Source organism: Microbulbifer mixtoriginis (SeqCode) (assembly GCF_052466695.1).
The window spans coordinates 3,653,001-3,676,987 of sequence record NZ_CP174285.1 but is presented as its reverse complement, the minus strand read 5'-3'; the positions used below and the strand labels follow the sequence as shown (position 1 = coordinate 3,676,987).

At 49.3% G+C, this 23,987-nt stretch carries 22 protein-coding genes; 7 read left to right on the top strand and 15 right to left on the bottom strand.

The genetic code is table 11. The features are described 5' to 3' along the window. Positions 1 to 186: 186 nt before the first annotated feature. The gene (locus tag ACJJI0_RS16010) at positions 187 to 1,416 is read right to left on the bottom strand and encodes an RtcB family protein (protein ID WP_444883361.1); all 1,230 of its coding nucleotides are present in this window, start codon (positions 1,414 to 1,416) and stop codon (positions 187 to 189) included. 230 nt (positions 1,417 to 1,646) lie between these two features. On the opposite strand from ACJJI0_RS16010, the gene rtcR reads away from it, so the two are divergent. From rtcR to ACJJI0_RS15995, 3 genes are all read left to right on the top strand, one after another. Beyond that, a complete protein-coding gene (gene rtcR / locus ACJJI0_RS16005; protein WP_444883360.1) occupies positions 1,647 to 3,245 on the top strand; it encodes an RNA repair transcriptional activator RtcR in 1,599 nt (532 codons plus the stop codon). Between the two features lie 60 nt (positions 3,246 to 3,305). Then, positions 3,306 to 4,796, top strand: a complete 1,491-nt coding sequence (locus tag ACJJI0_RS16000) for a C13 family peptidase (protein WP_444883359.1) — start codon at positions 3,306 to 3,308, stop codon at positions 4,794 to 4,796. Positions 4,797 to 4,929: 133 nt separating this feature from the next. After that, positions 4,930 to 5,709: a TSUP family transporter gene (locus tag ACJJI0_RS15995; protein WP_444883358.1), complete on the top strand. Its 780-nt coding sequence runs from the start codon at positions 4,930 to 4,932 to the stop codon at positions 5,707 to 5,709. A 106-nt stretch (positions 5,710 to 5,815) separates the two neighbouring features. Here ACJJI0_RS15995 and ACJJI0_RS15990 read toward each other — a convergent pair whose 3' ends face one another. Then, positions 5,816 to 7,600 carry a DUF885 domain-containing protein gene (locus tag ACJJI0_RS15990; RefSeq protein ID WP_444883357.1) on the bottom strand — a complete coding sequence of 595 codons (1,785 nt, stop codon included), beginning with the start codon at positions 7,598 to 7,600 and terminating at the stop codon, positions 5,816 to 5,818. A gap of 229 nt (positions 7,601 to 7,829) precedes the next feature. Then, positions 7,830 to 8,567, bottom strand: a complete 738-nt coding sequence (locus tag ACJJI0_RS15985) for a YopT-type cysteine protease domain-containing protein (RefSeq protein WP_252084082.1) — start codon at positions 8,565 to 8,567, stop codon at positions 7,830 to 7,832. A gap of 646 nt (positions 8,568 to 9,213) precedes the next feature. On the opposite strand from ACJJI0_RS15985, the gene ACJJI0_RS15980 reads away from it, so the two are divergent. Next, positions 9,214 to 10,071, top strand: coding sequence for a carbon-nitrogen hydrolase family protein (locus ACJJI0_RS15980; RefSeq protein ID WP_444883356.1), 858 nt, complete (start codon positions 9,214 to 9,216; stop codon positions 10,069 to 10,071). Between the two features lie 94 nt (positions 10,072 to 10,165). Here the strand turns inward: ACJJI0_RS15980 and ACJJI0_RS15975 are convergent, their stop codons facing one another. From ACJJI0_RS15975 to ACJJI0_RS15960, 4 genes are all read right to left on the bottom strand, one after another. Beyond that, positions 10,166 to 11,173, bottom strand: coding sequence for a fumarylacetoacetate hydrolase family protein (locus tag ACJJI0_RS15975; protein WP_444883355.1), 1,008 nt, complete (start codon positions 11,171 to 11,173; stop codon positions 10,166 to 10,168). Continuing rightward, on the bottom strand, positions 11,170 to 11,730 hold the full coding sequence (locus tag ACJJI0_RS15970; protein ID WP_444883354.1) for a VOC family protein: 561 nt from the start codon (positions 11,728 to 11,730) through the stop codon (positions 11,170 to 11,172). The genes ACJJI0_RS15975 and ACJJI0_RS15970 overlap by 4 nt, the downstream gene beginning before the upstream one ends. Positions 11,731 to 11,745: 15 nt before the next feature. Next, a complete protein-coding gene (gene hppD, locus ACJJI0_RS15965; RefSeq protein WP_444883353.1) occupies positions 11,746 to 12,825 on the bottom strand; it encodes a 4-hydroxyphenylpyruvate dioxygenase in 1,080 nt (359 codons plus the stop codon). A 256-nt stretch (positions 12,826 to 13,081) separates the two neighbouring features. Beyond that, the gene (locus ACJJI0_RS15960; RefSeq protein WP_444883352.1) at positions 13,082 to 13,330 is read right to left on the bottom strand and encodes a hypothetical protein; all 249 of its coding nucleotides are present in this window, start codon (positions 13,328 to 13,330) and stop codon (positions 13,082 to 13,084) included. A gap of 348 nt (positions 13,331 to 13,678) precedes the next feature. Between ACJJI0_RS15960 and ACJJI0_RS15955 the strand changes: the two genes are divergently transcribed. Then, positions 13,679 to 14,659 (top strand): calcium/sodium antiporter, encoded by a 981-nt coding sequence (locus ACJJI0_RS15955; protein ID WP_252084076.1) that lies wholly within the window; start codon positions 13,679 to 13,681, stop codon positions 14,657 to 14,659. A gap of 140 nt (positions 14,660 to 14,799) precedes the next feature. Then, positions 14,800 to 15,789 carry a glycerophosphodiester phosphodiesterase family protein gene (locus tag ACJJI0_RS15950; RefSeq protein ID WP_444883351.1) on the top strand — a complete coding sequence of 330 codons (990 nt, stop codon included), beginning with the start codon at positions 14,800 to 14,802 and terminating at the stop codon, positions 15,787 to 15,789. Between the two features lie 3 nt (positions 15,790 to 15,792). Here ACJJI0_RS15950 and ACJJI0_RS15945 read toward each other — a convergent pair whose 3' ends face one another. The 8 genes from ACJJI0_RS15945 to ACJJI0_RS15910 form a co-directional block, all read right to left on the bottom strand. Next, positions 15,793 to 16,116, bottom strand: coding sequence for a chaperone modulator CbpM (locus ACJJI0_RS15945; RefSeq protein ID WP_252084074.1), 324 nt, complete (start codon positions 16,114 to 16,116; stop codon positions 15,793 to 15,795). Between the two features lie 2 nt (positions 16,117 to 16,118). Then, the gene (locus ACJJI0_RS15940; RefSeq protein WP_444883350.1) at positions 16,119 to 17,072 is read right to left on the bottom strand and encodes a DnaJ C-terminal domain-containing protein; all 954 of its coding nucleotides are present in this window, start codon (positions 17,070 to 17,072) and stop codon (positions 16,119 to 16,121) included. A 137-nt stretch (positions 17,073 to 17,209) separates the two neighbouring features. Beyond that, complete coding sequence (locus tag ACJJI0_RS15935) at positions 17,210 to 17,578, bottom strand: hypothetical protein (protein ID WP_444883349.1); 369 nt, start codon at positions 17,576 to 17,578, stop codon at positions 17,210 to 17,212. A 355-nt stretch (positions 17,579 to 17,933) separates the two neighbouring features. Next, entirely contained in the window at positions 17,934 to 18,497 is a 564-nt protein-coding gene (locus ACJJI0_RS15930) for a TFIIB-type zinc ribbon-containing protein (protein ID WP_444883348.1), read from the bottom strand. Positions 18,498 to 18,625: 128 nt separating this feature from the next. After that, positions 18,626 to 20,335, bottom strand: a complete 1,710-nt coding sequence (locus ACJJI0_RS15925) for a flotillin family protein (RefSeq protein ID WP_444883347.1) — start codon at positions 20,333 to 20,335, stop codon at positions 18,626 to 18,628. After that, a complete protein-coding gene (locus ACJJI0_RS15920; RefSeq protein WP_444883346.1) occupies positions 20,336 to 20,989 on the bottom strand; it encodes a YqiJ family protein in 654 nt (217 codons plus the stop codon). Further along, the gene (locus ACJJI0_RS15915; RefSeq protein ID WP_444883345.1) at positions 20,989 to 21,717 is read right to left on the bottom strand and encodes a PspA/IM30 family protein; all 729 of its coding nucleotides are present in this window, start codon (positions 21,715 to 21,717) and stop codon (positions 20,989 to 20,991) included. Before ACJJI0_RS15915 ends, ACJJI0_RS15920 begins: the two co-directional genes overlap by 1 nt. 100 nt (positions 21,718 to 21,817) lie before the next feature. Then, positions 21,818 to 22,273: a hypothetical protein gene (locus tag ACJJI0_RS15910; protein WP_444883344.1), complete on the bottom strand. Its 456-nt coding sequence runs from the start codon at positions 22,271 to 22,273 to the stop codon at positions 21,818 to 21,820. Positions 22,274 to 22,568: 295 nt separating this feature from the next. Between ACJJI0_RS15910 and ACJJI0_RS15905 the strand changes: the two genes are divergently transcribed. Next, positions 22,569 to 23,951 carry a nicotinate phosphoribosyltransferase gene (locus tag ACJJI0_RS15905; protein ID WP_444883343.1) on the top strand — a complete coding sequence of 461 codons (1,383 nt, stop codon included), beginning with the start codon at positions 22,569 to 22,571 and terminating at the stop codon, positions 23,949 to 23,951. Positions 23,952 to 23,987 lie beyond the last annotated feature (36 nt).

The window sequence follows — 23,987 nt, the reverse complement described above, 5'->3', positions numbered from 1 at the left end:
GTTAGCGTTTGAAGATTGCCCCAGTGGGTACACCTACCGCCAGCGTCGGGGGTGCCAGGCCGGCATACAGAACCGGCTCCGCTGACTGGAACACAAACATTCAAACTTGCTTGCGGAGAGCCTGCCCTTTGGGCATAACTTCCGACATTCCTCACTATTAAACGCCTTATCCCTGGCCGGTGCTAACTATCCTTTGACACAGACTACCTGCTTGAGGGTGTAAACGATTTCCACCAGGTCTTTTTGTGCTGCCATAACCTTCTCAATAGGTTTGTAGGCCGATGGGGTTTCGTCGATCACACCTTCATCTTTACGGCATTCCACGTCGACAGTAGCCGCGTGATGCTCTTCCAGGGATACCAGTTTTTTCGCCTTGGTGCGGGACATCACCCGCCCGGCACCATGGCTACAGCTGCAGAAGCTTTCCTCGTTTCCTAACCCCCGCACAATAAAAGACTTGGCCCCCATACTTCCGGGAATAATGCCCATTTCATCAACACGCGCCCTTACAGCGCCCTTGCGCGTTACCAGTACCTCCTTGCCGTAGTGTTGTTCGCGGGAAACGTAATTGTGATGGCAGTTTACCGCCTCCATACGCGCCTCAAAATCCATACCCAGTGCCTGCTTCACCGCGCCAATAGTGCGTACCATCATGACTTCACGGTTGATGCGAGCAAATTCCTGCGCCCACTCCACCGCCTGCACATAGTCATTGAAATGCTCACTACCCTCAGTGAAATAGGCCAAGTCACTATCGGGCAAGTGGATATGCCAGCGTTCCATATCCCGCTTGGCCTTTTCGATAAAGTAGGTACCAATACGGTTACCCACACCACGAGAGCCGCTGTGCAACATCAACCACACGCTGCCTTGCTCATCCAGGCACATCTCAATAAAGTGATTACCGGTACCAAGCGTTCCCAAGTGATTGATATTATTTGTATTTTTCAATACTGGGTGCTTCTCTTTCAGCACCTCAAACTGCGCTGCCAAAGGTGCCCAGCCGGCAAGTGCATCGTCCGGCGGATTCTCCCAGGCCCCCTTATCCCGACCCCTACCCCGGTGCCGACCAGTGCGGCCGTGGGGCACGGCGCGCTCAATAGCACTGCGGACGCCCGCCAGGTTGTCTGGCAGCTGTGCTGCAGTGAGGCTGGTGCGGACTGCCATCATGCCACAGCCAATATCCACACCCACGGCTGCGGGGATTACCGCTCCCAGGGTGGGTACCACACTGCCAATGGTGGCGCCTTTGCCCAGGTGTACATCGGGCATTGCCGCCACCCACTTGTGGATAAAAGGCAACTGCGAAATATTTTTAAGCTGCGCCCTGGCTTCTTCTTCAAAGGGCACACCTAAGGTCCAAGACTTAATCGGTACCCCACCTGCCTGCATCACTTCATACGGCAATGGTTTCATCTCTCGCTCCTTTAAGAATCTCATGAAACCGCGTTTACCACTTCACGCGCTTCTTTTGCCATTGATATAGCGAATTGAGTGCCAACTTTTGCAGAAACTTTCCCAATTTCTGTAACTCATTGTTTTTTATGAAAAAATTATTTTATCAGTAGCGTTCTAAGGGAGGGTTAGCCCAGTACGATGTATAGAAAATCTATCTTTTAAGATAGCTATTTATTATTTTAGATAGTATGAAAACAGTAGCTATCAGTATTCTCGGCACGACTAAAGATCGGCGCGGTAAAAGTGACAAGCGTTGGGACAAGTGGCGCCCCAATATCTCTATGTGCCAGCACGATGACCTGCTGATCGATCGGCTTGAGCTCCTTTTCGACAACCACTCGAAAAACCTGGCAGACCAGGTCACTGAGGACATTGCACGTATTTCCCCTGAAACCAACGTGGTCCATCACCGGGTCAACTTCAATGACCCCTGGGATTTCGAGAGTGTGTACAGCAACCTGCTGGATTTCGCCCGCGATTACGCTTTTAAGCCGGATCAGGAGCAATACCTGGTACATATCACAACTGGCACCCACGTGGCCCAGATCTGTCTCTACCTGCTCACAGAGGCCGGTTATTTCCCTGGGCGCCTGCTGCAAACTTCTCCTGCACAGAAAAACAGTAATTTGCCGGATCAGTACCAGATTATCGATTTGGATCTATCCAAGTACGACCAGATTGCCTCACGTTTCCAGCGAGAACACCAGGAGGGCACCACCTACCTGAAAGGCGGTATCGAAACCAACAACCAGGCCTTTAACCAGATGATCGAGCAGTTAGAGCAGGTCTCTATTCGCTCCGATGCGCCCATTCTCATTACAGGACCGACGGGGGCAGGAAAATCCCAGCTGGCCCAGCGTGTCTATGAGTTACGTAAACAACGCGGAAAATTGGAAGGAGGCCTGGTAGCAGTAAACTGCGCCACCCTGCGTGGTGAGAATGCCATGTCCGCCCTATTCGGCCACCGCAAAGGGGCCTTTACCGGTGCCACCACACACCGCCCTGGGCTATTAATGGAGGCGGATAAGGGTCTGCTATTTCTGGATGAGATTGGCGAGTTGGGACTGGACGAACAGGCAATGCTACTGCGGGCCATAGAGCACAAGCGCTTTATGCCCTTTGGCTCAGATAAAGAAGTGAGCAGTCACTTCCAGCTGATCGCTGGCACCAACCGGGATCTAGTACAGCTCAGTCGCGAGGGTAAGTTTCGTGCAGACCTGCTGGCCCGTATCGACTTATGGACCTACCGCCTACCCTCTCTGCGTGAGCGTATTGAAGACCTGGAACCCAATATCGACTTTGAGCTTGAAGCCTTCTCCACAAAGTCTGGCCACCTGGTGAGCTTCAATAAAGCGGCGCGGGAGAGGTACCTGAACTTTGGCCGCTCGGTAGAGGCCAGCTGGTCAGCGAACTTTCGCGATCTTAACGCCAGTATCCTGCGCATGGGCACCCTCGCCGACGGCGGGCGTATCACGACCCAGGTAGTGGAGGAGGAAATTCACAGATTACAGATTAAGTGGCAAAGCCCACAGAGTAAGTCATCACTGCCCTTGGCCCGTATTGAAACTTTGTTGGGCCGTGACCGCATCGAACAGATGGATTACTACGAGCAGATCAAGCTGGCGGGACTGATTCAAGTTTGTGAGGAGTCCAACTCTATGGCGGCGGCCGGACGCAAACTGTTCCAAGTAAGCCGCACAGCAAAAAAATCCAATAACGACTCTCACCGGATACGCCAACTTTTAGATAAATACGGTCTTAAATTCGACCAACTGAATAAAACATAGAGGCCGCCTGGCACCATTTTTTGTTAGTCTCATTCCTAAACCCTGATGCTGGATCATGGAATGAGATCTATCTACTTTTTCCCGCTTATTTTTTTACTCAGTGCCTGCGAGCCAACTCAGTTTGCAGGCGGAACCGCCTTGCCAGATGGCTCGGTATACAAGGGCGATATGTTAAACGGCCTATTTCATGGGCAGGGCCAACTCGAATGGCCCAATGGCAGCCTTTATCGTGGCTTCTTTCGAGAAGGCCGCATGACGGGCGAAGGCGTATTAACCGGAAATGATGGTTGTACTTATGAAGGCGAGTTTCTCAATGGGGAGCCCCACGGCAAAGGTCGCTATACCTGCAATGGAACTGTGTGGATAGGTGAATTCCTTGAAGGGGAGCTAAAAAACGGTACGTTAAATTGGGATGACGGTGACATTTACCATGGCGAGTTTTTGGCTTTTGACCCTCATGGCGAAGGCAAACTCAGTACCGATGATGGCAGCCTTTATCAGGGCACTTTTGAAAACGGCTATTTAATACAAGGCAACTACTCGGATAGCGATGGCTATCGTTATACCGGCGGCTTCGAGTACGGCTCATACTCTGGCGAGGGTGAACTCACTCAGCCTGACGGCACTGTGATCCATGCCACATTCAGCTATGGGGAAGCTGAGGGGGAAGGTACACAAATTAGTACGGATGCTGAAGGCAACATTATCGAGAAACCTGGCTATTTCTCCGAAGGTATTTATTACCCTAGCGAAGCTGCTTGGCGCGCACTGGCGAATATACCCGGCGCCCAAGCGGAAACCCGCCTCTACAGTGAGAGTGAACGCTTACGAAATGCTATAAACGCACTGCCCCCACAAAGACCCGGCATCCGTGATATTTACACACTACTAGTAGGTGGTGATGGTACCTCTCCGGTATTTGCAAGGGAGCTGGAGTGGGTGGCAGAACGCCTAGATAAAGCTTTTGATATCGACCAGCGACTGCTGCGCCTTAGTAACGGTGGCGGTTACGGTTTTCCCTTGGCCACTCGAACCAGTATCCAGGAAAGTCTAACAGCTCTAGATCAACTGATGGACCCCAAAGAAGATCTGCTTCTGGTGCACCTTGTAAGCCATGGTGCTCGCAATGGAGACTTCAAAATTGCCGAAGGTGAAATACCACTTAACGACCTATCTCTAAAAGATGGGCAACAGTGGTTAGACAATATTAACGCCCAGCACCAATGGATCATAATTTCGGCTTGCTTTTCCGGACAGTGGATAGAAGCTTTAAATAACCCCAACAGAGTAATCTTTACTTCAGCCGCTGCCGACCGCAGCTCCTTTGGTTGCAGTGACGACTCTCAGCGCACCTGGTTTAGCTCAGCCCTTTACGGTGAGGCCCTTAACCAAGGTGTGGACAATCCTGAAGCCTGGTTTGAAGCTACAAAATTAAAAGTAACCGAAATGGAGCAGGAGCAGGAAATTAGCAGAAGCCGCCACTCCCTGCCCCAGTATTCAGTGGGAGAGGACTTCCTGATGTGGTGGCAGGGGAAAGAGAAAGCAAATTAGACGGGTATTTCTTCGTCAGAAATAAGTTATTTCTTATTAGTTTGGCGGGAAATTTATAAATGCTTCTTCCTGTAAAAAATATTCAGGCTTTATTAGCTAATAAATCTAACAGTAAGCGAAAGGAGGTATCTTTTTGGATTTCGCTAGCTTCTCTACAGAGTTATTACTTATCTTATTTTTCGTTGCTATTGTTGCCGGCCTACTCGATACATTAGCGGGTGGCGGCGGCCTGATAACCGTTCCGGCCTTAATCTTAAGCGGTGTTCCACCACTATCTGCCTTAGGTACCAATAAATTACAAGGCAGTATCGGTACAGCAACAGCCACTTATATGATGATTAGGGGTAAAAAAGTAAGCTGGGATGGGGTTAGGAGGTTGATGCTATCCGCCTTTATTGGAGCCGCTATTGGAACCATAGCCGTACAACTTATCAATACTGACATCTTATCTTTTGTCATCCCTATAGTACTGTTATTTATTGCTATTTACTTTCTGATTTCTCCGGCTATAGCCCAGAATAATGATGAACCAAAACTATCTAGCAAGAAATATCAATATGGGGTAATTCCATTTATTGGATACTACGACGGCATGTTTGGGCCTGGGACTGGGTCATTTTTCACCTTGTCAGGCATTGCTTGCCGAGGACAAGATTTATTGACAGCCACCGCAATGGCAAAGCCTCTTAACTTCTCCACCAACGTAGCCTCTTTATTGGTATTTTTAGTTGCAGGGCAAGTGGTATGGGTCATAGGCATTTTGATGATGGCTGGACAAGTCATAGGTGCATGGATAGGGTCACACTGCCTTTTTAAAATCAACCCCACCTATTTGAGAGGGGTAGTCGTACTGATGTGTAGCGGGATGCTAATAAAATACGCACACGCTATGGGATGGATAGATTTTATCTGAAAACAAGCTGCTTTACCGTTTGTATCAATAATTTGCCGGTTATACGCCGGCTTATTCTTGCAATCCCGCCCTAACAATGAAGAGTGGGATTGCAAAACAAGACACTTTAAGAGGCTTTCTGCTCCGCAATAAACCGTTGCATCTGCTCTTCCAACATGGAAAGCGGTAGGGCTCCATTTTTTAACAGTGCATCGTGGAAAGCACGCAGATCAAATTTTTCTCCCAACTCCTTTTCCGCTTGAGCGCGTAACTGGCGGATCTTAATTTCTCCCATTTTGTAAGAGAGGGCTTGGCCCGGCCAGGATATATAACGATCCACTTCTGCGCGTACATTCGCGGGAGATAGCGAGGTATTACTGGAGAGGAAATCGAGCGCCTGCTGGCGAGTCCAGCCCTGAGAGTGAATACCGGTATCAATCACCAAACGTGCCGCACGCCACATTTCATAGCTGAGACGACCAAAGTGTTCATAAGGCGTTGTATATAAGCCCATCTCCTTGCCAAGGCGCTCGGAGTAAAGCGCCCATCCCTCACCAAAAGCGCTTAAGTAAAGTTCTCGGCGGAAGTCCGGTACATTCTCCAGTTCCTGAGACAAAGCACCTTGCAAGTGATGACCGGGTACCGCCTCGTGTAAAGTCAGTGCAGGCAGTTCATATAAGGGGCGCTGATCCAGGCCGTGTGTATTCAGCCAATAGGCCCCACCACGGGTGCCACCGATAGCGGCAGGATTATAGGAGGCCGTGGTGTAGTTGGGCGCGATTTCGCTGGGTACCGGAACGACGCCATAGGGGGTGCGTGGCAGCAGATTAAAGAACTGCGGCAACACATAGTCGATTCGCTTGGAGATATAGGCAGTCTCCTTTAGCAGCTCTTCCGGCGTTTTGGCATAGAACTGGGGGTCCGTACGCAGAAAGTGAGTAAATTCCGCAAAGCTACCTTTAAAACCAGATTCCTTTATTAACGCTTCCATTTCCGCACGAATACGCTTCACCTCGGCCAAACCTGTGCGGTGAATTTCCGTTGGATCCATATCCAAGGTGACGTAATAGCCGATATTGTAGCGATAGTAATCCTTACCACCACGCAGCTGTTCAGCCCCAAGGGTCTCACTGGCGGCTTTCAGGTAATCCCCTTCCAGGAAGTTTGCTACACGGTCAAAAGCCGGAATAGCCACCTGTGCAATAACTTCTTTGCCGGCATTGCGCAGCCGCTGCTGCTCTTCAGTAGTAATTGCAGCAGGCATCTCCGCAAATGGCTTATACAAGCTGCTTTTAGTTGGGTCTTTATAAACCTGAGCTCGCACCGTAGGGGCTATGCCTTGCACCACTATTTTGGGCAAAACAAAACCTGTGCGAATACCCTCGCGCATATTGGCAATATTCTCATCAAAGAAGCGGCCAAACTCGCGGATACGAGCGATGTAATCCTCATAATCCGCAACACTGGCCATCGCCAGGCCACTGTGCGCATCCAGGGCCGTACCGAAGAAACTAGAGAAGGTATTGAGCGGTATACGCTTCAAGAATAACTGATTGGCCTCGATGGAGTTTTCCAGTACCCAGGTGAGCAACTCCCGATTAACCTTGTCCGAATCCGCTAATTCACTAGCGTCTATCGTTTGCAAGCGCTGCAGCAATTTTTGCTCGGACTTCAACCGACGCGCCCTATCCTCAGCAGTCACCCCCGGCAACTGACGGTTATAGTCCGACACCCCCATACGTCCCGCAGTAATTGGATCCTCGCGCAGACGATACTGCCAGTGATCTTCGATCACATCCTGGAGCTGTTCTGTTGCCGTTGTGGCCCAAGATACTGGGGTTAGTACACAAGTGGCCAAGATAACGCCAGATAGCCGCTTAAAGTGTTTTGCCAGGGCCTTGCCGGATTTCACGCTGCTCTCCATTTAATCGCTAAGTTTATGCTCATCGAAATTGATATTCGTTATGACCGGCCAACCTTAACATGAGTGACACACTGCAAGATTGTTTTCCGTGACTCTGAAACCGAGATAGTTCGTGACTTGAGGACGAGGTGGTTGAAGATTGATTACATAAAAGGGTGTGAATTGAGAGGACTGTGGGAGCCGCAGTGGCTGCAACTCCCACACTATTGGTGACTAATCAGCCCCTGCGCGCATAAGAGCGAATAGCAAAGCCACCACTCAAACCGGCGGAATACATAGACTGATACCAGAAGGATTGGGTAAACCAATTAAAGAAAGAAGCGCGGGATTCAAACCAGAATTCGCCAAAGTTCGGATCAAAGAAAGCGATGTCTTGCGCTACCCAGGCAGCCATGGTGTGACCGGCGAAAGTGCCATCCAGGCTGATTTTTTTATAGCAGCCCGCTCCGCCCGTTTGATCGAGAATAATTTCCCTAGCCAAGGCATTGGGAGAGAACAAACCGCTCTGCCCATTGGCTCTGCGCGGATTATTAATACCACGAATCGTATTACCACCACGCCCATTGGGGAAAGCCCCTCCAAAAATATTCTGACTGACAGGATACAGGTTTTGCACCCCCAACCAGGCTTCGGTAATCCGATCCTGATCATCGTGCATGCCTGCCTGTTGTAAAGTCATCACATGATAGAGATGGCGCTCATCGAGCGTGTTATTGGGGTATAACCAGCTCCACAAAGTACCGCCTTCAGAGTGATACTTCATCCAAAAAGCCGAGAGGGATTCACACACACCACCAGCAGTATCTTCATGCATGGTGATCAACCCCTTCACCGGGTCGAAGCATTGGCTAAAGTCCTTGACAATTACTCCATTGTATCTGGGCACCGCTTGTTGCACGGGCTGTACACGTGTACCAGTTACGGTAAGAATGGTTTTGTCGACCCAAATAGGCATTTTTTATTCTCTCACTTCTACTAGGCAAGAAAAGCGCTTTTAAAATCCCTTTTAAAAATTTCGTGGAATTTTTCTACGCCACTTATCAGATTGGGCCGGCATTGAAGCAGAAAAGTTTCAGCGCCAACAGGAAATAGAAAAGCTTTTTAAATCGACTCTGGCACTCTTTTTCCAGGCCGCATAAATACTTATTTTGAAGGGAGGTTTTAAGTGGTGCTGGCCAAATTTTATTGGCTATAGTGGTATTTTTTTTGTTCAACCACGATAAAAACAGATAGTAAGATTCTAAAAATTATCTGCTGAAATTTTAATTGGTAGTGCTTTCCCTCGAAATTACCATTTCTGCTAAGACCATATACAAAACCACCCAGTTTTTTAATTGCTTAAAAAGTATAAAGAAAAAATGGTGAGGGAAATTTTTGCAGAAAACTATTGAGAAATTTCAGTAGCCATCCCCCTACGAAACTGGACCTACACTAAAAAAGAGCTTGTTAAACCAATATGGGGTTCACCCTCTCCAAAGTTCGCCTCAAGATAAGTGGGGCTAGCAAAGGGAGAATTATCATTCTGTTACATTTCATTCTCATTATCAGGTTTTAGCTTTATCAATACTCCGTAATAAAATTGGAGAAAAAGGAGACCCTTAGTGAAAAGCCTTTGTGTTGCAGCAGTGCAAATGGTCAGTGGCGAGAGCGTTACAAATAATCTCTCACAGGCCTACAAACTGCTTGTGGAAGCTGCCGGGCACGGCGCGCAACTGATACTACTGCCGGAAAACTTTGCGCATTTCTCGGATAAAGGTAGTTTTTCCGTGGCCGAACCTTTTTGCATTTCTGGTAAAGCCAATGCAGATAGACAACCCATTCAACACGCACTTGCAAATTGGGCAGAGGAGCTGGGTATCTGGCTGGTCGCAGGCTCGATACCCTTACTGGAGCGAGCCGACGGTAGCCCTACTGAGGGGAAGCGCAGCCGCTCAGCGTGCCTGCTATTCGACGATCAAGGCGCTTTGCTGGCTCGCTACGACAAAATACATTTATTTGATGTGGAAGTTGAGGACGCTACCGGCAGCTATCGTGAATCCGCCAGTATTGAACCCGGCAACGAGCCCTGTGTGGCGACATCGCCCTGGGGGGCTCTGGGGCTCAGTATCTGTTTTGATCTGCGCTTTCCCGAACTCTACCGCCAGCTAGCCATAGCCGGTGCTGAGATTTTTTTGGTGCCTGCGGCATTTACCCACACCACAGGGCGGGCACACTGGATGACCCTGTTGCAAGCACGTGCGATTGAGAACGGCTGCTTTGTAATTGCAGCCAATCAGGGGGGGACCCACTCGGAGAAAAGACGTACCTGGGGACATTCCGCGATTATTGATCCCTGGGGTGAAATTCTGGCCGAAGCCGGCGAGGGTGAAGCAGTCATCACTGCCACATTAGAAGCTGAAAAGTTGGCCAATATACGGCGGCAAATGCCATTACTTTCCATGCGTCGGCTTGGGGTCTAACTAAAAGCAATCTAAATAAAAGGTGTCTAAATAAAAAAGGGCCACCTAACGGTTGCCCCTTTTTTACGACATAAACTGTGGCAAAAAGGTGATATTAAACCTTCTCCACTGTCTGCTCGATACGCCCAAAAATAGACTGACCTTCACCATCGAACATCTCGATAGCGATAGTGTTGCCAAAGTCCATAAACGGCGTGCTCGCTGAGCCATTCTGGATGGTCTCAATCATACGGATCTCTGCAATGCAGCTGTAGCCGACTCCACCCTCTGCTACCGGTTTGCCGGGACCGCCATCCAACTTATTGGATACAGTACCGGAACCAATAATGGTGCCCGCACAAAGTGGGCGGGTTCTGGCTGCATGGGCAACCAGCTGGCCAAAGTGGAACGTCATATCCACTCCGGCATTGGGCTCACCAAACTTCTCGCCATTCAGGTGGGAAACCAGTGGCAAGTGCAGTTTGCCTTCACGCCAGTTTTCACCCAGCTGCTCTGGAGTCACGCATACCGGTGAGAAAGCACTGGAGGGTTTGGATTGGTAGAAGCCAAACCCCTTAGCCAATTCCGCAGGAATCAAACCACGCAGGGAAACATCGTTCACTAGCATTATCAGTTTGATGTGGGACAACGCATCCTCGGCGGACACCCCCATAGGCACATCGTCGGTAATCACGGCTATTTCTGCTTCGAAGTCGATGCCAAAGCCATTGCTTTGCGGCATCTTCACCGGCTCGCGCGGAGCCAGGAAGGTATCGGAACCGCCCTGATACATGAGCGGATCACTGTAAAAGCTCTCCGGTACCTCTGCACCGCGGGCTTTACGCACCAGCTCAACATGATTCACGTAAGCGCTGCCATCGGCCCAGTGATAGGCGCGCGGTAGAGGCGATGCACATAGGCTCTGCTCGAATGGCTCTCCGGCAATCTCGCCGTTGTGCAAACGCTCGTGCAGCTTCTCCAGCTCGCCACTGACGGCTGCCCAGTTGTCCAATGCACTCTGCATGGTGGGGGCAATATCGCCAGCTGGCACCATACGGGTAAGATCGTCGCTAACAACAACCAATTGGCCATCGCGGCCGGATTTAAGGCTGGCTAACTTCACTGTGCCTCCCCTTCAGTTTTTTCCACAAATTCTTCTTCCCCATGCATCCAGGCGGCGTGCCTTGGGGCTTTTTTAGTACGTGACCACTCTTCCAACATATCCTCAGCAACCCGCTTCAGCTCTCTATGCATACCGGGCTTGGCGGTATTGGCGGCCAGCTCGATACGATGGCCGTTGGGGTCGAAGAAGTAGATCGACTGGAAAATCGTGTGATTGGTAGGGCCGAGTACGTCGACCCCGGCCGCTTCCAGTCGCGCTTTGGTCTCAAGCATTTCTTCCATGGACTCCACTTCGAAAGCGATATGCTGCACCCATTTGGGTGTGTTCTCATCGCGCCCCATCTCCGGGGAGTTGGGGATTTCGAAGAAGGCAAGCACATTCCCCATACCCGCATCCATAAAGACGTGCATGTAAGGGTCCGGCTCACCGGTTGAGGGTACCTCGTTTTCGGCAATGGCCAGCTGAAAGTCCATGCCGAGAAGATCGCGGTAAAATTCCACGGTCTCCTTGGCGTCCCTGCAGCGATACGCCACGTGGTGAATGCGCTTAATGCCCATTGAAGCCTCCGATTGTTATTCCTTTTCTTTAATGACGCCACGCTTGAGCTGGTCGCGCTCAATGGATTCAAACAGGGCTTTGAAGTTGCCCTCGCCGAACCCTTCGTCTTCCTTGCGCTGGATAAACTCGAAGAATACCGGGCCAAGCATATTGGCAGAGAAAATTTGCAGCAACAGACGCGGCTGGCCACCCTCAGTGGTGCCATCCAGCAGGATGCCGCGGCTCTGGAATTCCTCGGTAGGTTCACCGTGCCCAGGCAGGCGCTCTTCCAGCATTTCGTAGTAGGTGTCCGGCGGCGGGGTCATAAACTCCATGCCGCGCTCTTTCAGGCGATCCCAACAGGCAATTAAGTCATCACAAGCAAAGGCGATATGCTGGATACCTTCGCCGTTGTACTTCATCAGGAACTCTTCGATCTGGCCGCCGCCACCAGCTGCTTCTTCGTTTAGCGGAATACGGATCTTGCCATCCGGTGCAGTCATCGCCTTGGACAGCAGGCCGGTGTATTCGCCTTTGATATCGAAGTAACGAATCTCGCGGAAGTTGAACAGGTCTTCGTAATACTTGGCCCAGTAATCCATACGGCCGCGATACACGTTGTGGGTAAGGTGATCCAGAGTGTGGAAACCACAACCTTCGGGGCGGCGCTCTACGCCCTCTTCCCAGATAAAGTCGATATCGTAGATAGACTCACCATCTTCGTAGCGGTCGATCAGGTACAGGGTCGCACCGCCGATACCCTTGATAGCCGGCAGTTTCAGCTCCATCGGGCCTGTCTGTACATCTACCGGCTGAGCGCCCTTGCGCAGAGCTTCTTCGTAGGCAAACTTGGCATCTTTCACCCGGAAGGCCAGGCCACAGGCAGAGGGACCATGCTCCTGGGCATAGTAGTAGGCGTGGCTGTCGGGCTCGTAGTTGGTGACAAAGTTGATATCACCCTGGCGCCACAACTCCACGGCTTTAGAGCGGTGGCTGGCCACCTTAGTAAAGCCCATGGCGCTAAACACAGTCTCGAGAATGCCTTTCTCCGGCGCAGTGAATTCTACAAATTCGAAGCCATCCAAACCCATCGGGTTCTCAAATAAGTCGGCCATGCAGTCCTCCGTCTCTTATCATCGCGGCGCCATTTATCGGGGCTGCGCGCTGGTTAATTTCTAGCGCAAAGGAAGTTAGTTGCAGATGTAACTAATGTCAAGGGGACCAGGAATACGTACCCAAAGGCAGCATTCAGTCACTAAATATGAGGAGATTATGCATTCACGTGAATTGTAAGAAACACCGCTAGATAAGCGATTCAGGTGAGAAAGAGAGGCGCAGCACAGGCTTGTACCGCACCCTCAGCAGCAGATGCTATTTACGAGCGCACTTACCAGTATCGGTGCGGCACATATGCTCTTTATGAAACTTGCCGCTCATCTGGTCGCACTGGGATTTGGTAACATCCCCGGCGCAGGCACTTTCTGCATGCTGGCAGCACCCGGTTTCAGCAGTGCCCATACCGCCTTTGTCCATGGTCTCTTCCTTTTTCCTCTGTTCACAAGCGGAGAGGGTCAGCACCAGCGCAGCCGCCAGTATTCCGATTGAAGCTTTGAATTGCATATAGGCCTCCTAACTAGCCGGCGAGTGGCCGGTGACATGGATGTCGCGGAATCCGCCGCCCATGGCTCTGTGCGACCCGCGTAAACATACCCGACATCTCCACCAACTGAGCGGGCTTCGCACCGGGGCACAGAGCCTCTCAGCCATCCCGTAGATTTACCGGGCCATGCATTGACTGTAGCCCACACTGGCAGCGGAACCATCTGACTGGCGGGACACTTTCGATTTTTTACAGATATCGCGCCTACCTTCTCAGCAATTCACTGATTGTGACGCCGAGAGCCGGTACAATCGCTGACCGTTTGTCGGGCCATGCCCCAATCCGCCTGTATCTTTTGAGGACTGCCTATGCTTCTCGCCGCTCTCGCCATTATCGCCGGCTTTATTGTGCTGGTCTGGAGTGCTGACCGCTTCGTGGAAGGCGCCGCTGCCACAGCCAAGCACGCCGGTATGCCCACGCTGTTGATCGGCATGGTGATTGTCGGTTTCGGTACTTCTGCCCCTGAGATGGTAGTTTCAGCCATTGCCGCGCTGGATGGCAGCCCCGGCCTGGCCCTGGGCAACGCCTATGGTTCCAATATCACCAATACCGGCCTGATCCTTGGCCTCAGCGCCCTGATAATTCCCTTGAGCGTACATTCGAAAATTGTGCGCAAAGAGCTACCGCTATTAATGGCCATCACTCTTCTGAGTGGCGCCTTCCTATGGAATGACAAGCTGGAGCGCTGGGAATCAATCATTCTGTTACTGGGTTTCTTCGGCTTGATCGGTTGGAGTGTATTCTCCGCCCTGCGCGGCAAAGGCGATAATCTGGAAGGTGAGGTCGCTGAGGAGCTGGAAGAACACGCCATGCCCCTGGGCCGGGCTCTGTTCTGGGTAGTCGCCGGCTTGGTACTTCTGATTGTCAGCTCGCGGTTGTTGGTTTGGGGCGCAGTGACCATCGCCGAATCGCTGGGCGTTAGCGATCTGATTATCGGCCTTACTATTGTCGCCCTCGGTACTTCTCTACCAGAACTGGCAGCCACCATAGTAGCCGCGCGCAAAGGCGAACACGATATTGCGATAGGCAACGTGGTGGGTTCGAATATGTTCAATCTGCTGGCCGTGGTGGGGATTGCCGGCACTATCGCTCCCATGTCCAGTGTGCCACCGGAAGTACTCACCAGAGACTGGCCCATGGTGATCGGCTTGACCCTAGCCCTGTTTGTCTTCGCCTATGGCTTCCGTGGCCAGGGTCGAATCAACCGCTGGGAAGGCGGTGCTCTTTTGACAGCTTACCTTATCTACACTGGCTACCTCATCACCACCATTACTAAAGCCGCACTTTGACCGTACTTGGGGTGGCTTCACACCACCCCAAGTTTACCGCCTGAATTCGCCATAATTTGCCCCCAAAAAGCCCGTTATTCCAGACCAGTGCCAGCTAGTATTGGCAGCACCTCAAGGGAAATAATGACGGAGATGCTTTTATGAGGCGGAGCTTTTTTGCCAAAGTTGGCATGTTGGGTTCTTTATTCGGCTTTGGAGCTATTTACCTATTAAATGCTTCCTGGTTGGCTCCAACACCCCAGGGCGAGCCCGTTCTTATTTCCCATCGCGGTGTCTACCAAACCTACAATCGCGATAATCTAGGGCGTGACGATTGTACGGCTATTCGCATATTCCAGCCTGAGCACCGCTATCTTGAAAACACCATTCCCTCCATGGAAGCAGCATTTGCGCATGGCGCGGATATTGTCGAACTCGATATCCATCCCACAACCGACGGTGAATTTGCCGTATTTCATGACTGGACTTTGGATTGCCGTACAAATGGAAGAGGCGTCACTCGGAAGCATGCCATCACTGACCTAAAGAAGCTCGATATCGGCTATGGGTACACCTTTGATGGCGGAAAAAGCTTCCCTTTTCGCGGCCAGGGCATTGGACTACTACCCACATTGAAAGAAGTTCTGCAACACTTCCCAGATCGACAATTCCTGATCAATATAAAAAGTAATGACCCCAATGAAGCAGACCGACTGGATAACTATTTACGCCAACACCAACTACTCTCCGATTCCCGCTTAATGGTCTACGGCGGCCCCCTCCCAATCGCAAGAATACGGGAGTTAAGGCCCAAAGCTTTGGCCTTCAGTAGGGACAGCGCAAAAAGTTGTGCACTGGGATATTTGCTGATTGGGTGGAGCGGCTATATCCCCGAGGCTTGCCGCAACAGTATTGTTATGGCACCCAATACCTGGCATTGGGTACTCTGGGGCTGGCCGAACCGATTTATCGAGCGGGTAGCCCAAAGCGGCAGTTTAGTCATAGTGCTGGATCATCGAGACAAAAAGGGCGGCCTTACCGCTATCTACCGACCAGAGGATTTAAATTTCCTGCCTAAGAATTACAACGGTGTTATCTGGATTGAGAAAATTGAAGTCATTGGTCCACTGTTACAAGCCAGCCATGAATAAATACTAACGTTTTCGCCGCTGCTCTAATCGCGCCAGCTGCGCTTGTAACCGCTCTATCTCTTCGAGTAATTCCAGCGCTAGTGCAGCACCGGCAAGATTGACTCCAAGATCCCGCTCCAGCGTGTAGACACGACGAACCCTGCGCACGCAAATACCACTAAAGCGCCAGCGGGGTTTGCGCGCACGTGGCTCGATAATACCTTCCTCCACCAGTGCCAATATACGTTCAGCAGGAAGCTCACAGGCGCGACACAATTCGCTCAAACTCAGTTCACTCTCTTCATCAAGCAGCACACCGGTGACCTGTTCGGCCTTTCTAACTCTCATTATCAGCTCCCCATGGATTGGCGCGGATTAAAGTCAAAGGCCTTACTGAATTGACGATAGGCCTCACGCTGAGCATCGCTAGTGGCAGAGGGGGTAACTGTCTGCAGCACGATGTACATATCACCAGGTTGTTTGGCGGGGATACCCCGCCCCTTGAGGCGAAGCTTCTTGCCGTTATCACTATTGGCAGGGATGGTAACTTTCAGGGGCCCGCTCGGTGTTGGTACCTGTACTTTGGCCCCCAAGGCCATCTCCCAAGGAGCCATGGGTAAGTCCAGGTAAACCGTTGGGCCCTCGGTATGATAGAGATGGTGAGAGTTGAAAATGATCTCGAGGTAAAGGTCACCGGGTTTACCGCCGCCGATGCCTGCTTCACCCTGCCCGGCCAGACGAATTTGCTGACCTTCAGTAATCCCTTTTGGAATCTTGACGTTTAGTGTGCGCTCCTGCAGTTGCGGGCGCCCATCCTCCCCCAACACCGTGTGTTTAAGGGTAATCTGCCGACTGCTGCCGCGATAACTGTCTTCCAGATCTATGGCGATTCGCGCGTAGGTGTTTTCCCCCTGAGCACTGTACTGGCGCCGCTGCCTGCCGCCATAGCCCTGACTAAATCCGCCTCGCCCAAATAAGCTCTCAAAGAAATCGCTGAAGGCCTCACTATCGGCATCAGTATAACCACCACCGTGAAACTCAAACCCCTGATCCCAATTAGGGGGCGGCCGGAAATCCTGGCCGGACTGAAAGCCACTACCCAACTGATCATAGGCCGCACGTTTCTCTGGATCCTTAAGCACTTCGTAGGCCTCATTCACCTCTTTAAAGCGCTCCTCGGCATCCTTCTCACTACTGACATCGGGGTGGTATTTACGTGCCAACTTTCGATAGGCACGCTTGACCTCCGCCTGATCAGCATTCCGCTCCAGACCGAGAATCTTGTAATAGTCCTTGTATTCCATGGCTTTAATAAAAGCCGATGATGAGAGGGTTCGCCACGTATTTAAAGTGAGAAAATCGACGCGAGTATTATCTGATTAAGTAGATGTCCACTGGTAAATAGAAGCGCCGATAGAACAATCGGCGCCGTAGTACTAACTTAATGCCCAGTTTCGTACCACATGTTGGCTGTTACATATTCGATACTTCCATCCTTGTAATGGATATAGGCCTGCGCCTCGTTGGGTGAATAAGCTCTGACTGTCACACCGCATGAGAGCCCAGAATTACAGCCTTTTACCCAATGGACTCGATCAATAGATTTAGAGATATTGGTAATACTCCAACTCCCAGAAGTGGAGCTTCCAAAACTGAAATCTATTCCATTACAGTGGGAAGTGCCATTACCCATTACATGGCCGCCAGATTTAACATTTAGTTGGCAAACAAGATTGGCAGAAAAAGCCGGCACGGCTAAAGAAGAGGCAAAAATTAGAGAACTCGCTAATAGAATTTTTTTGATAGTCATTTTCCTAACCTAGTTATTTTTATATATTAGTTGTCGCAGCAAACCAAATTAGCGACCTTAATCAGGTTAACATCCAGATTTTAATCTTCAAAGGCGCTTCCAGAATCCTAACGAAAAAAATTGAGAATCTTTTATCAATTTTATGCAATTTTTTTCCATTACCAATAGATCAGTTTATAAAATCCAAATACGGATAATTTAAATGACGACTCAGCCTTTAAAGACGACATCAAAAAAAGAGTATTGATACGCCATTTCAATTAGCGACTTAAATAGCACATAAACATCAACTACTCAGCTAAAGGAAACAAAAATGAATCATGCTCCCAGGGCAACATCACTACAAAACTGGTAATTATCGCTCCGCAGAATAAGGATCTTCCGCGGTCAAATAGGCAAGAATATCTGCTTTCTTTTCTTGGGAATGTAACCACTCTCGAATTTCTTTTACTTTGTCATATAGCTCTTCGCCAAATCTGCTTCTATAAACCTCAGAAAAAGTCTCTTGTGCCCTAGTATCCCTAACCTTTTTCTGCCACTCATGGGTAACCAATGAGTTCAAAGAAGCAGCAAGCCCCTCAGCTCTCAGAAGCTCCCACTCCCCTTTATCCAGCCAAATACCACCAACTGTCGGGCTATAATCTAAACGGTGCTCACTACCCGCAGTAATTTTTAACTTCTGCATGATCATGCCTGTTACCGGACATAAAATAGCTTTCTTGGTATCTTCGGCCACGATTTCATTTAGCACAGCTATATTATCGGAAAACTTATACTCGGGATTTTTTCTTTTCCAAGTCAGATAGTCTTCAACCAGAATCCAGTTCCCACCACAACTTGAGCAGGTATGTGCACGAAACAACTGCTCAATGACAACTGGTTTGAGCACACCTTTTTTACAACTGGTACAGCGTTTCATAATTTCTTTTCCATAAAAAATAACCCAGATCTTTTTTAAAGACCTGGGTTGCGAGATTAGAGTTTTTATCAGATAAGTAACTAGTAAATAAAACTCGAATATCGTTTATCTACCAAATCTGAAAAATATTAACTCTCTGTCTCAATGGGTTTACTTAAGTTGCCAACACCCGCTTCTTTCAAGAGAGAATCCACTAAGGGGGCCATCGCACGGTGCTTCAGAGCACTGCCGACTAAAGCTTCCGGCAGGCTTTGGCCTTTAGCTTCCGACTCTCCATCCAGAATTCCACTGGAGGCACGACCATCCACACCATTTAAACCTTCGACAGAAATAATTTTCATGCCATCAATACTTTCCATCGGTTTAACACTTTCACGGATAATATTGGGCAGATTCTCATGCAGGCTCAGCACCTTCTTCAATGCAATCTGAGCTTCACTGAGACTGTTGTATGCCTCGTTCATCAGGCGCTGACCTTCAGCATCCACGGCGTATTTCTCGCGATCTGCTTCGACCTTGATACGAATTGCCTCTGCCTCTGCAGAAGCCTGCAAGCGAAGTGCTTCGGCTTTATCTTCTGCAGCTGACTTCTCCGCTTCGGCCATTACTTTAATACCGGTAGCCTGACGCTCAGCCACTTTCTGGGCTTCGATAATCTCAATGCGCTTATCACGCTCTGCCACTTCTACGTCCTTGGCAGTGCGCACCTGCTCCTCCGCTTTTACCGCTTCAGCCAGTGCAACGTTGGCCTGCTGGTCTGCCTGGGACTGCTCTTTGGATTTTTCCGCAACGGCAATTGCCCGCTCCTGCTCCGCAATCTCTACAGATTTCTCTTTGGAGATACGCTGCTCATCGAGAATACGCTCGCGCTCAATTTCCTGCTCTCTCAGGCGGCGCTCCTTTTCAATCTCCAACAGTTTAGTCGCCTGCTCTGCGGCAATCTGGGATTGGCTAACTTCACGCTGGGCTTCAATTTCTGCCTGACGCGCAGCCCTGTCTTGTGCGGCCAGTTCACGAGCAATATCAGCTTTTTGTGCGGCTTCACGATTTTCCAGCTCGCGCTGTTGCTCCAAATGGGCGTAACGTTTTTCCTTATCGATTTCCAGTTTCTGGCGCTCTGCTTCGAGGTTTTTCTTCTCGATCTGCACCATAGTTTCCTGTTCGACGTCGTTCACTTCCTTGCGGCGCGCTTCAATAGAGCGGGTCATGCTGGCAAGGCCTTCGGCATCGAAAACATTATCCTGGTTAAAAAACTCTTTGTGAGTCTGGTCCAGACCGGTCAAAGAAACAGATTCCAGTTCCAGTCCGTTTTTCAACAAATCCTCAGAAACTACCTGTTGCACTTTTTGTACAAACTGGCTGCGTTGCTCATGTAACTCTGCCATTTCCATTTCGGCGGCCACAGAGCGAAGCGCATCGACAAATTTACCCTCAATCATTTCCTTCAAGGCTTCCGGGTCCAGAGTGCGTAGGCCCAAAGTCTGTGCCGCATTGGCAATCGCCTCGGCATCGGGCTTCACGCGCAAATAGAATTCCGCAAGTACATCCACACGCATGCGATCCTTGGTAATCAGCGCCTGGTGCTCTTTGCGGGATACCGCAAGGCGCAGGGTATTCATATTCACCGGAATAATTTCATGTAACACCGGTAATACCAGTGCACCACCATTCATAATAACTTTTTGCCCACCCATACCGGTACGCACAAAAGAACGCTCTTTAGAGGCACGGGTATAAAGCCGTGCAAAAATAGTCCCAATAACAATCAGGGCCACTAACACAGCCCCGGCAATAAATACCATAATTGGAAGGTTTCCTATCACTGCTAGATTCTCCATTTAGTTATTCTCCATAAGATGTATACTGCTGGGGCGAGTTACTCGAAAATGTGCTCCCAGCTCTTCAACCAGCAACACCTTATCCCCCTGATTAAATATTTCACTCTCATCCGGCTCCACCATTACATAGTGTGTGGTTCCGTATTCATCACTAAAACGCGCCTCTGCCGGTGAACCGATTTCTGCTCTGCCGATCGTAATAATCGCTACACGGCCAATAAAGGAGTTTCTCTCAACTGCCTCAGATTCATCACCCACGGCAAAGCGTCGCATGATATTGCCAACAAAACGTACCTGGGGGAGAGCCAGGAAAAGGACTCCGACAGCAAGTAAACCGCCCGGCAAAAGATACCCAAAGAATGACTCCACGAGTATTTGGATTAATAAGCCCGTTACTCCAAAACCAACCAAAAAAGTAACTAACAGGATAAGTGCAGGCACTTCCCCAAAGCGTAACCATCCGAGTAGTTTAGTCATCCCCCCTGATAACCCTGTGTCTGGTACGTCAACATTAAAATCTGGTAGTACGTTATCCAGTAAGTCTGAAATACCAACACCAATCAATGTCATCACGCCTTCAAGAAGCGCTATCATAAACATTAAAAATAGCGCGCCAGTGAAGATCAGGTTTTGATCTTGCAACAAAAATATCATCAGCCCCCCGATTTAATTTTGGCTAAACGTTCTTTCACACGATTATTTCGTGCAAACTCCTCAAGCTCTGCTAACTTACTGGCATCTATTTCGGAATCAAATGTCGATATAGCTGTACTACCTATTGCTCGATTAAATGCATCTGTAGCTTGTTCTACCTGGGCTTTCGACTTTCTATCCCTACCATATTCATCAGTAACAACGCTACCTCTTGCATTTTTATTGACTGCAATAAATTCCTGTAATTGCCCACTCATTTCACGCTTCTTACCTTGCAGAGCAAGAATATAAGAACCTAGTTCCTTTATTTCTATCTCATTTTCACTGATCGCTTTCTCTAAAATTGGAAGCTGCACCTCAATATCCATTTGCTTGGCGATGGCGACTTCAGCCAAATCATCACGACCTTCATTTACAGCGATGGTAATTTGTTCAGCTAAACGTTTATGACGTGTTTTTTCTTCGTTTAACGTTCTACTATTTAGATATTTAGATGCTTCTGCTTTCCCTAGCTGATCTCGCACATCTTTAATCGCATCATCCACATCCAGAATTGCCTGTTCCATCACTGACTCTGGTGCAGCGGCTTCAACTGAGTCCACAACTGCATTCGCAGACACAGAGATTAAGCGTGAAATGCGCTTAATTAATCCTTCTCTCAAAATTTTCTTTCCTTTTACTATTTCAATTTTCACCAAAGCCAGACCAAGTCCCTCAAAATCTGACAAATTTTATTAAGTACTTACCACAACAGGCTGCTAAATTACCGCTTTTTTTCAACAGTAATTCTGCCGCTTGCTTAACCATAAAGCTTATTTGCGCAGATACTTATTTCGCAGTTTCACATTCAAGGCGTTCACGAATTCTCACGGCGGAATCACGGTGAATGCTGCGTGGACGGCTCTGTTGTGACAACAGCAACATTTTTTCCAGGAAAGCCTCGACACTTGGCAACAAGTCTTTCTCCAATTCCGGTGCCATTGGCTCTTTACCGGCCACATTTTGGATAATGGCGGCACCTTCTGTGAGCAAGTCCATTACCGCCTCAATCAACAGGCTCCGCTGGTTTTCCTCCAGATAACGAGCCTTCAACGGCAGCATGGCCTCTGCAGAGGAGAGATAGCTGCGGGAAAGACAATCCCCGCCAATAGACTCTCTAGCCATTGCAATAATTTCGCGTACTTTTTCACTTTGGGTGACCGCCCCATTGCGATCAATCGACATCAAATATGCATAATCTTCCGCCGATAGGCGTGCCGATATAGATTGTGTTTTATTGAGCATAATGATCCCTTGCTTGCCATGTATACAAAAGTACACACCACTATGTGTAGGGTCAATTAAAACTCGCATGACCTATTGATACGACAGAACCATCCGATATGGAAAAATAATCTTTTGTTGATTGTGCTATCTATAATTCAGGGGATTTTTGTAAGGATTTGTTCTGATTACCGCCAGTTGTTTTAAATTACACCTCCTTACAGGGATAAATTCCCGCACAAATATTTTTGTTTTCATGCCCAGAAACAGGCTTTTGGCGACACACCTATAGTTCCATCGCCAACTGACGGATGTAATGTCGATAGAAAACCTGATTCTCAATGTCGATAGCTATAAAGCCAGCCACTACCTGCAATATCCACCAGGTACGGAATTTATTAGCAGCTATATCGAGTGCCGCGGCGGGGAATTTTCTGAAACGGTATTTTTTGGTTTACAAGCTTTTATTAAACAGTACCTTCAAAGACCTATCACAATTGCCAATATCGAAGAGGCAAAAAAGCTACTAGAAACCCACGGTTTGCCCTTTAATCGCGCGGGCTGGGAACATATCGTCAGTAAACATCGAGGGCTGCTGCCTTTAGATATTTGTGCTGTAGAGGAAGGAGGCATTATTCCTTTACACAATGTCATGGCACAAATTGTTAATACCTGCCCATCCTGTTTCTGGTTGACCAGTTATCTTGAAACCCCACTAGTACGTGCTCTCTGGTATCCCTGTACTGTCGCCACACAGAGTCGGGAAATCAAAAAAATCATTGCGCATTATTTACAGCAAACGGCCGACAGCCAGAAGAGTCTCCCCTTTCAATTACACGATTTCGGCGCGCGTGGGGCCAGTAGCTTGGAAAGTGCCATGTTGGGCGGTATGGCTCATCTGGTGAATTTTTACGGAACAGATACTCTCTCAGGAATATTAGGTGCGAGAAATTTTTACCATGCCGATATGCCTGGATTTTCTATTCCGGCTGCGGAGCATAGCACCATTACCGCCTGGGGCCGGGATGGGGAAGCATTGGCCTATCAGAACATTCTGCAACATTTTTCCGGAAAAAATAAAACCGTTGCTGTGGTCAGTGATAGCTATGATTTATGGCATGCAGTGGAAAATATCTGGGGTGGCCAATTAAAAAACACGATTCAAAACAGTGGTGGGACCTTGGTTATCCGCCCAGACTCCGGCAACCCTGTACAGATTGTTGTCGATTGTATAGAGCGATTGATGCATATATTTGGGGCTCACACCAACAGCAAAGGTTACCGTGTTTTGCCTGAGTATATTCGTGTTATCCAAGGAGATAGCATCTCTCGCTTCACTATCCCCAAAATACTGCAGGCAATGCAGAAGCATAAGCAGAGTGCTGAGAATGTCGCTTTCGGTATGGGAGGCGGACTGCTGCAAAAAGTCGACAGGGACTTAATGAGCTTTGCCATGAAAGCCAGTGCTATTCGTATCAATGGTCTCTGGCGGGACATCTACAAGGACCCGCGCACAGGGCCAGAGAAAAAATCCAAGCGCGGACGCCTGGCTTTGATTCAATGCGAGAATGGCGACTTCAGAACCATTCGTCTGGAGGATGTAAATCAATACAAGAATTTTCTGAGACCAGTGTTTCGTAACGGCAATTTGCTTATAGAAACGACTTTTGCTGAGGTGCGCCAGCGCGCAGCCATATAGCAACTTGATTCATCCCCCTCCTCTTTCCGTAACCAT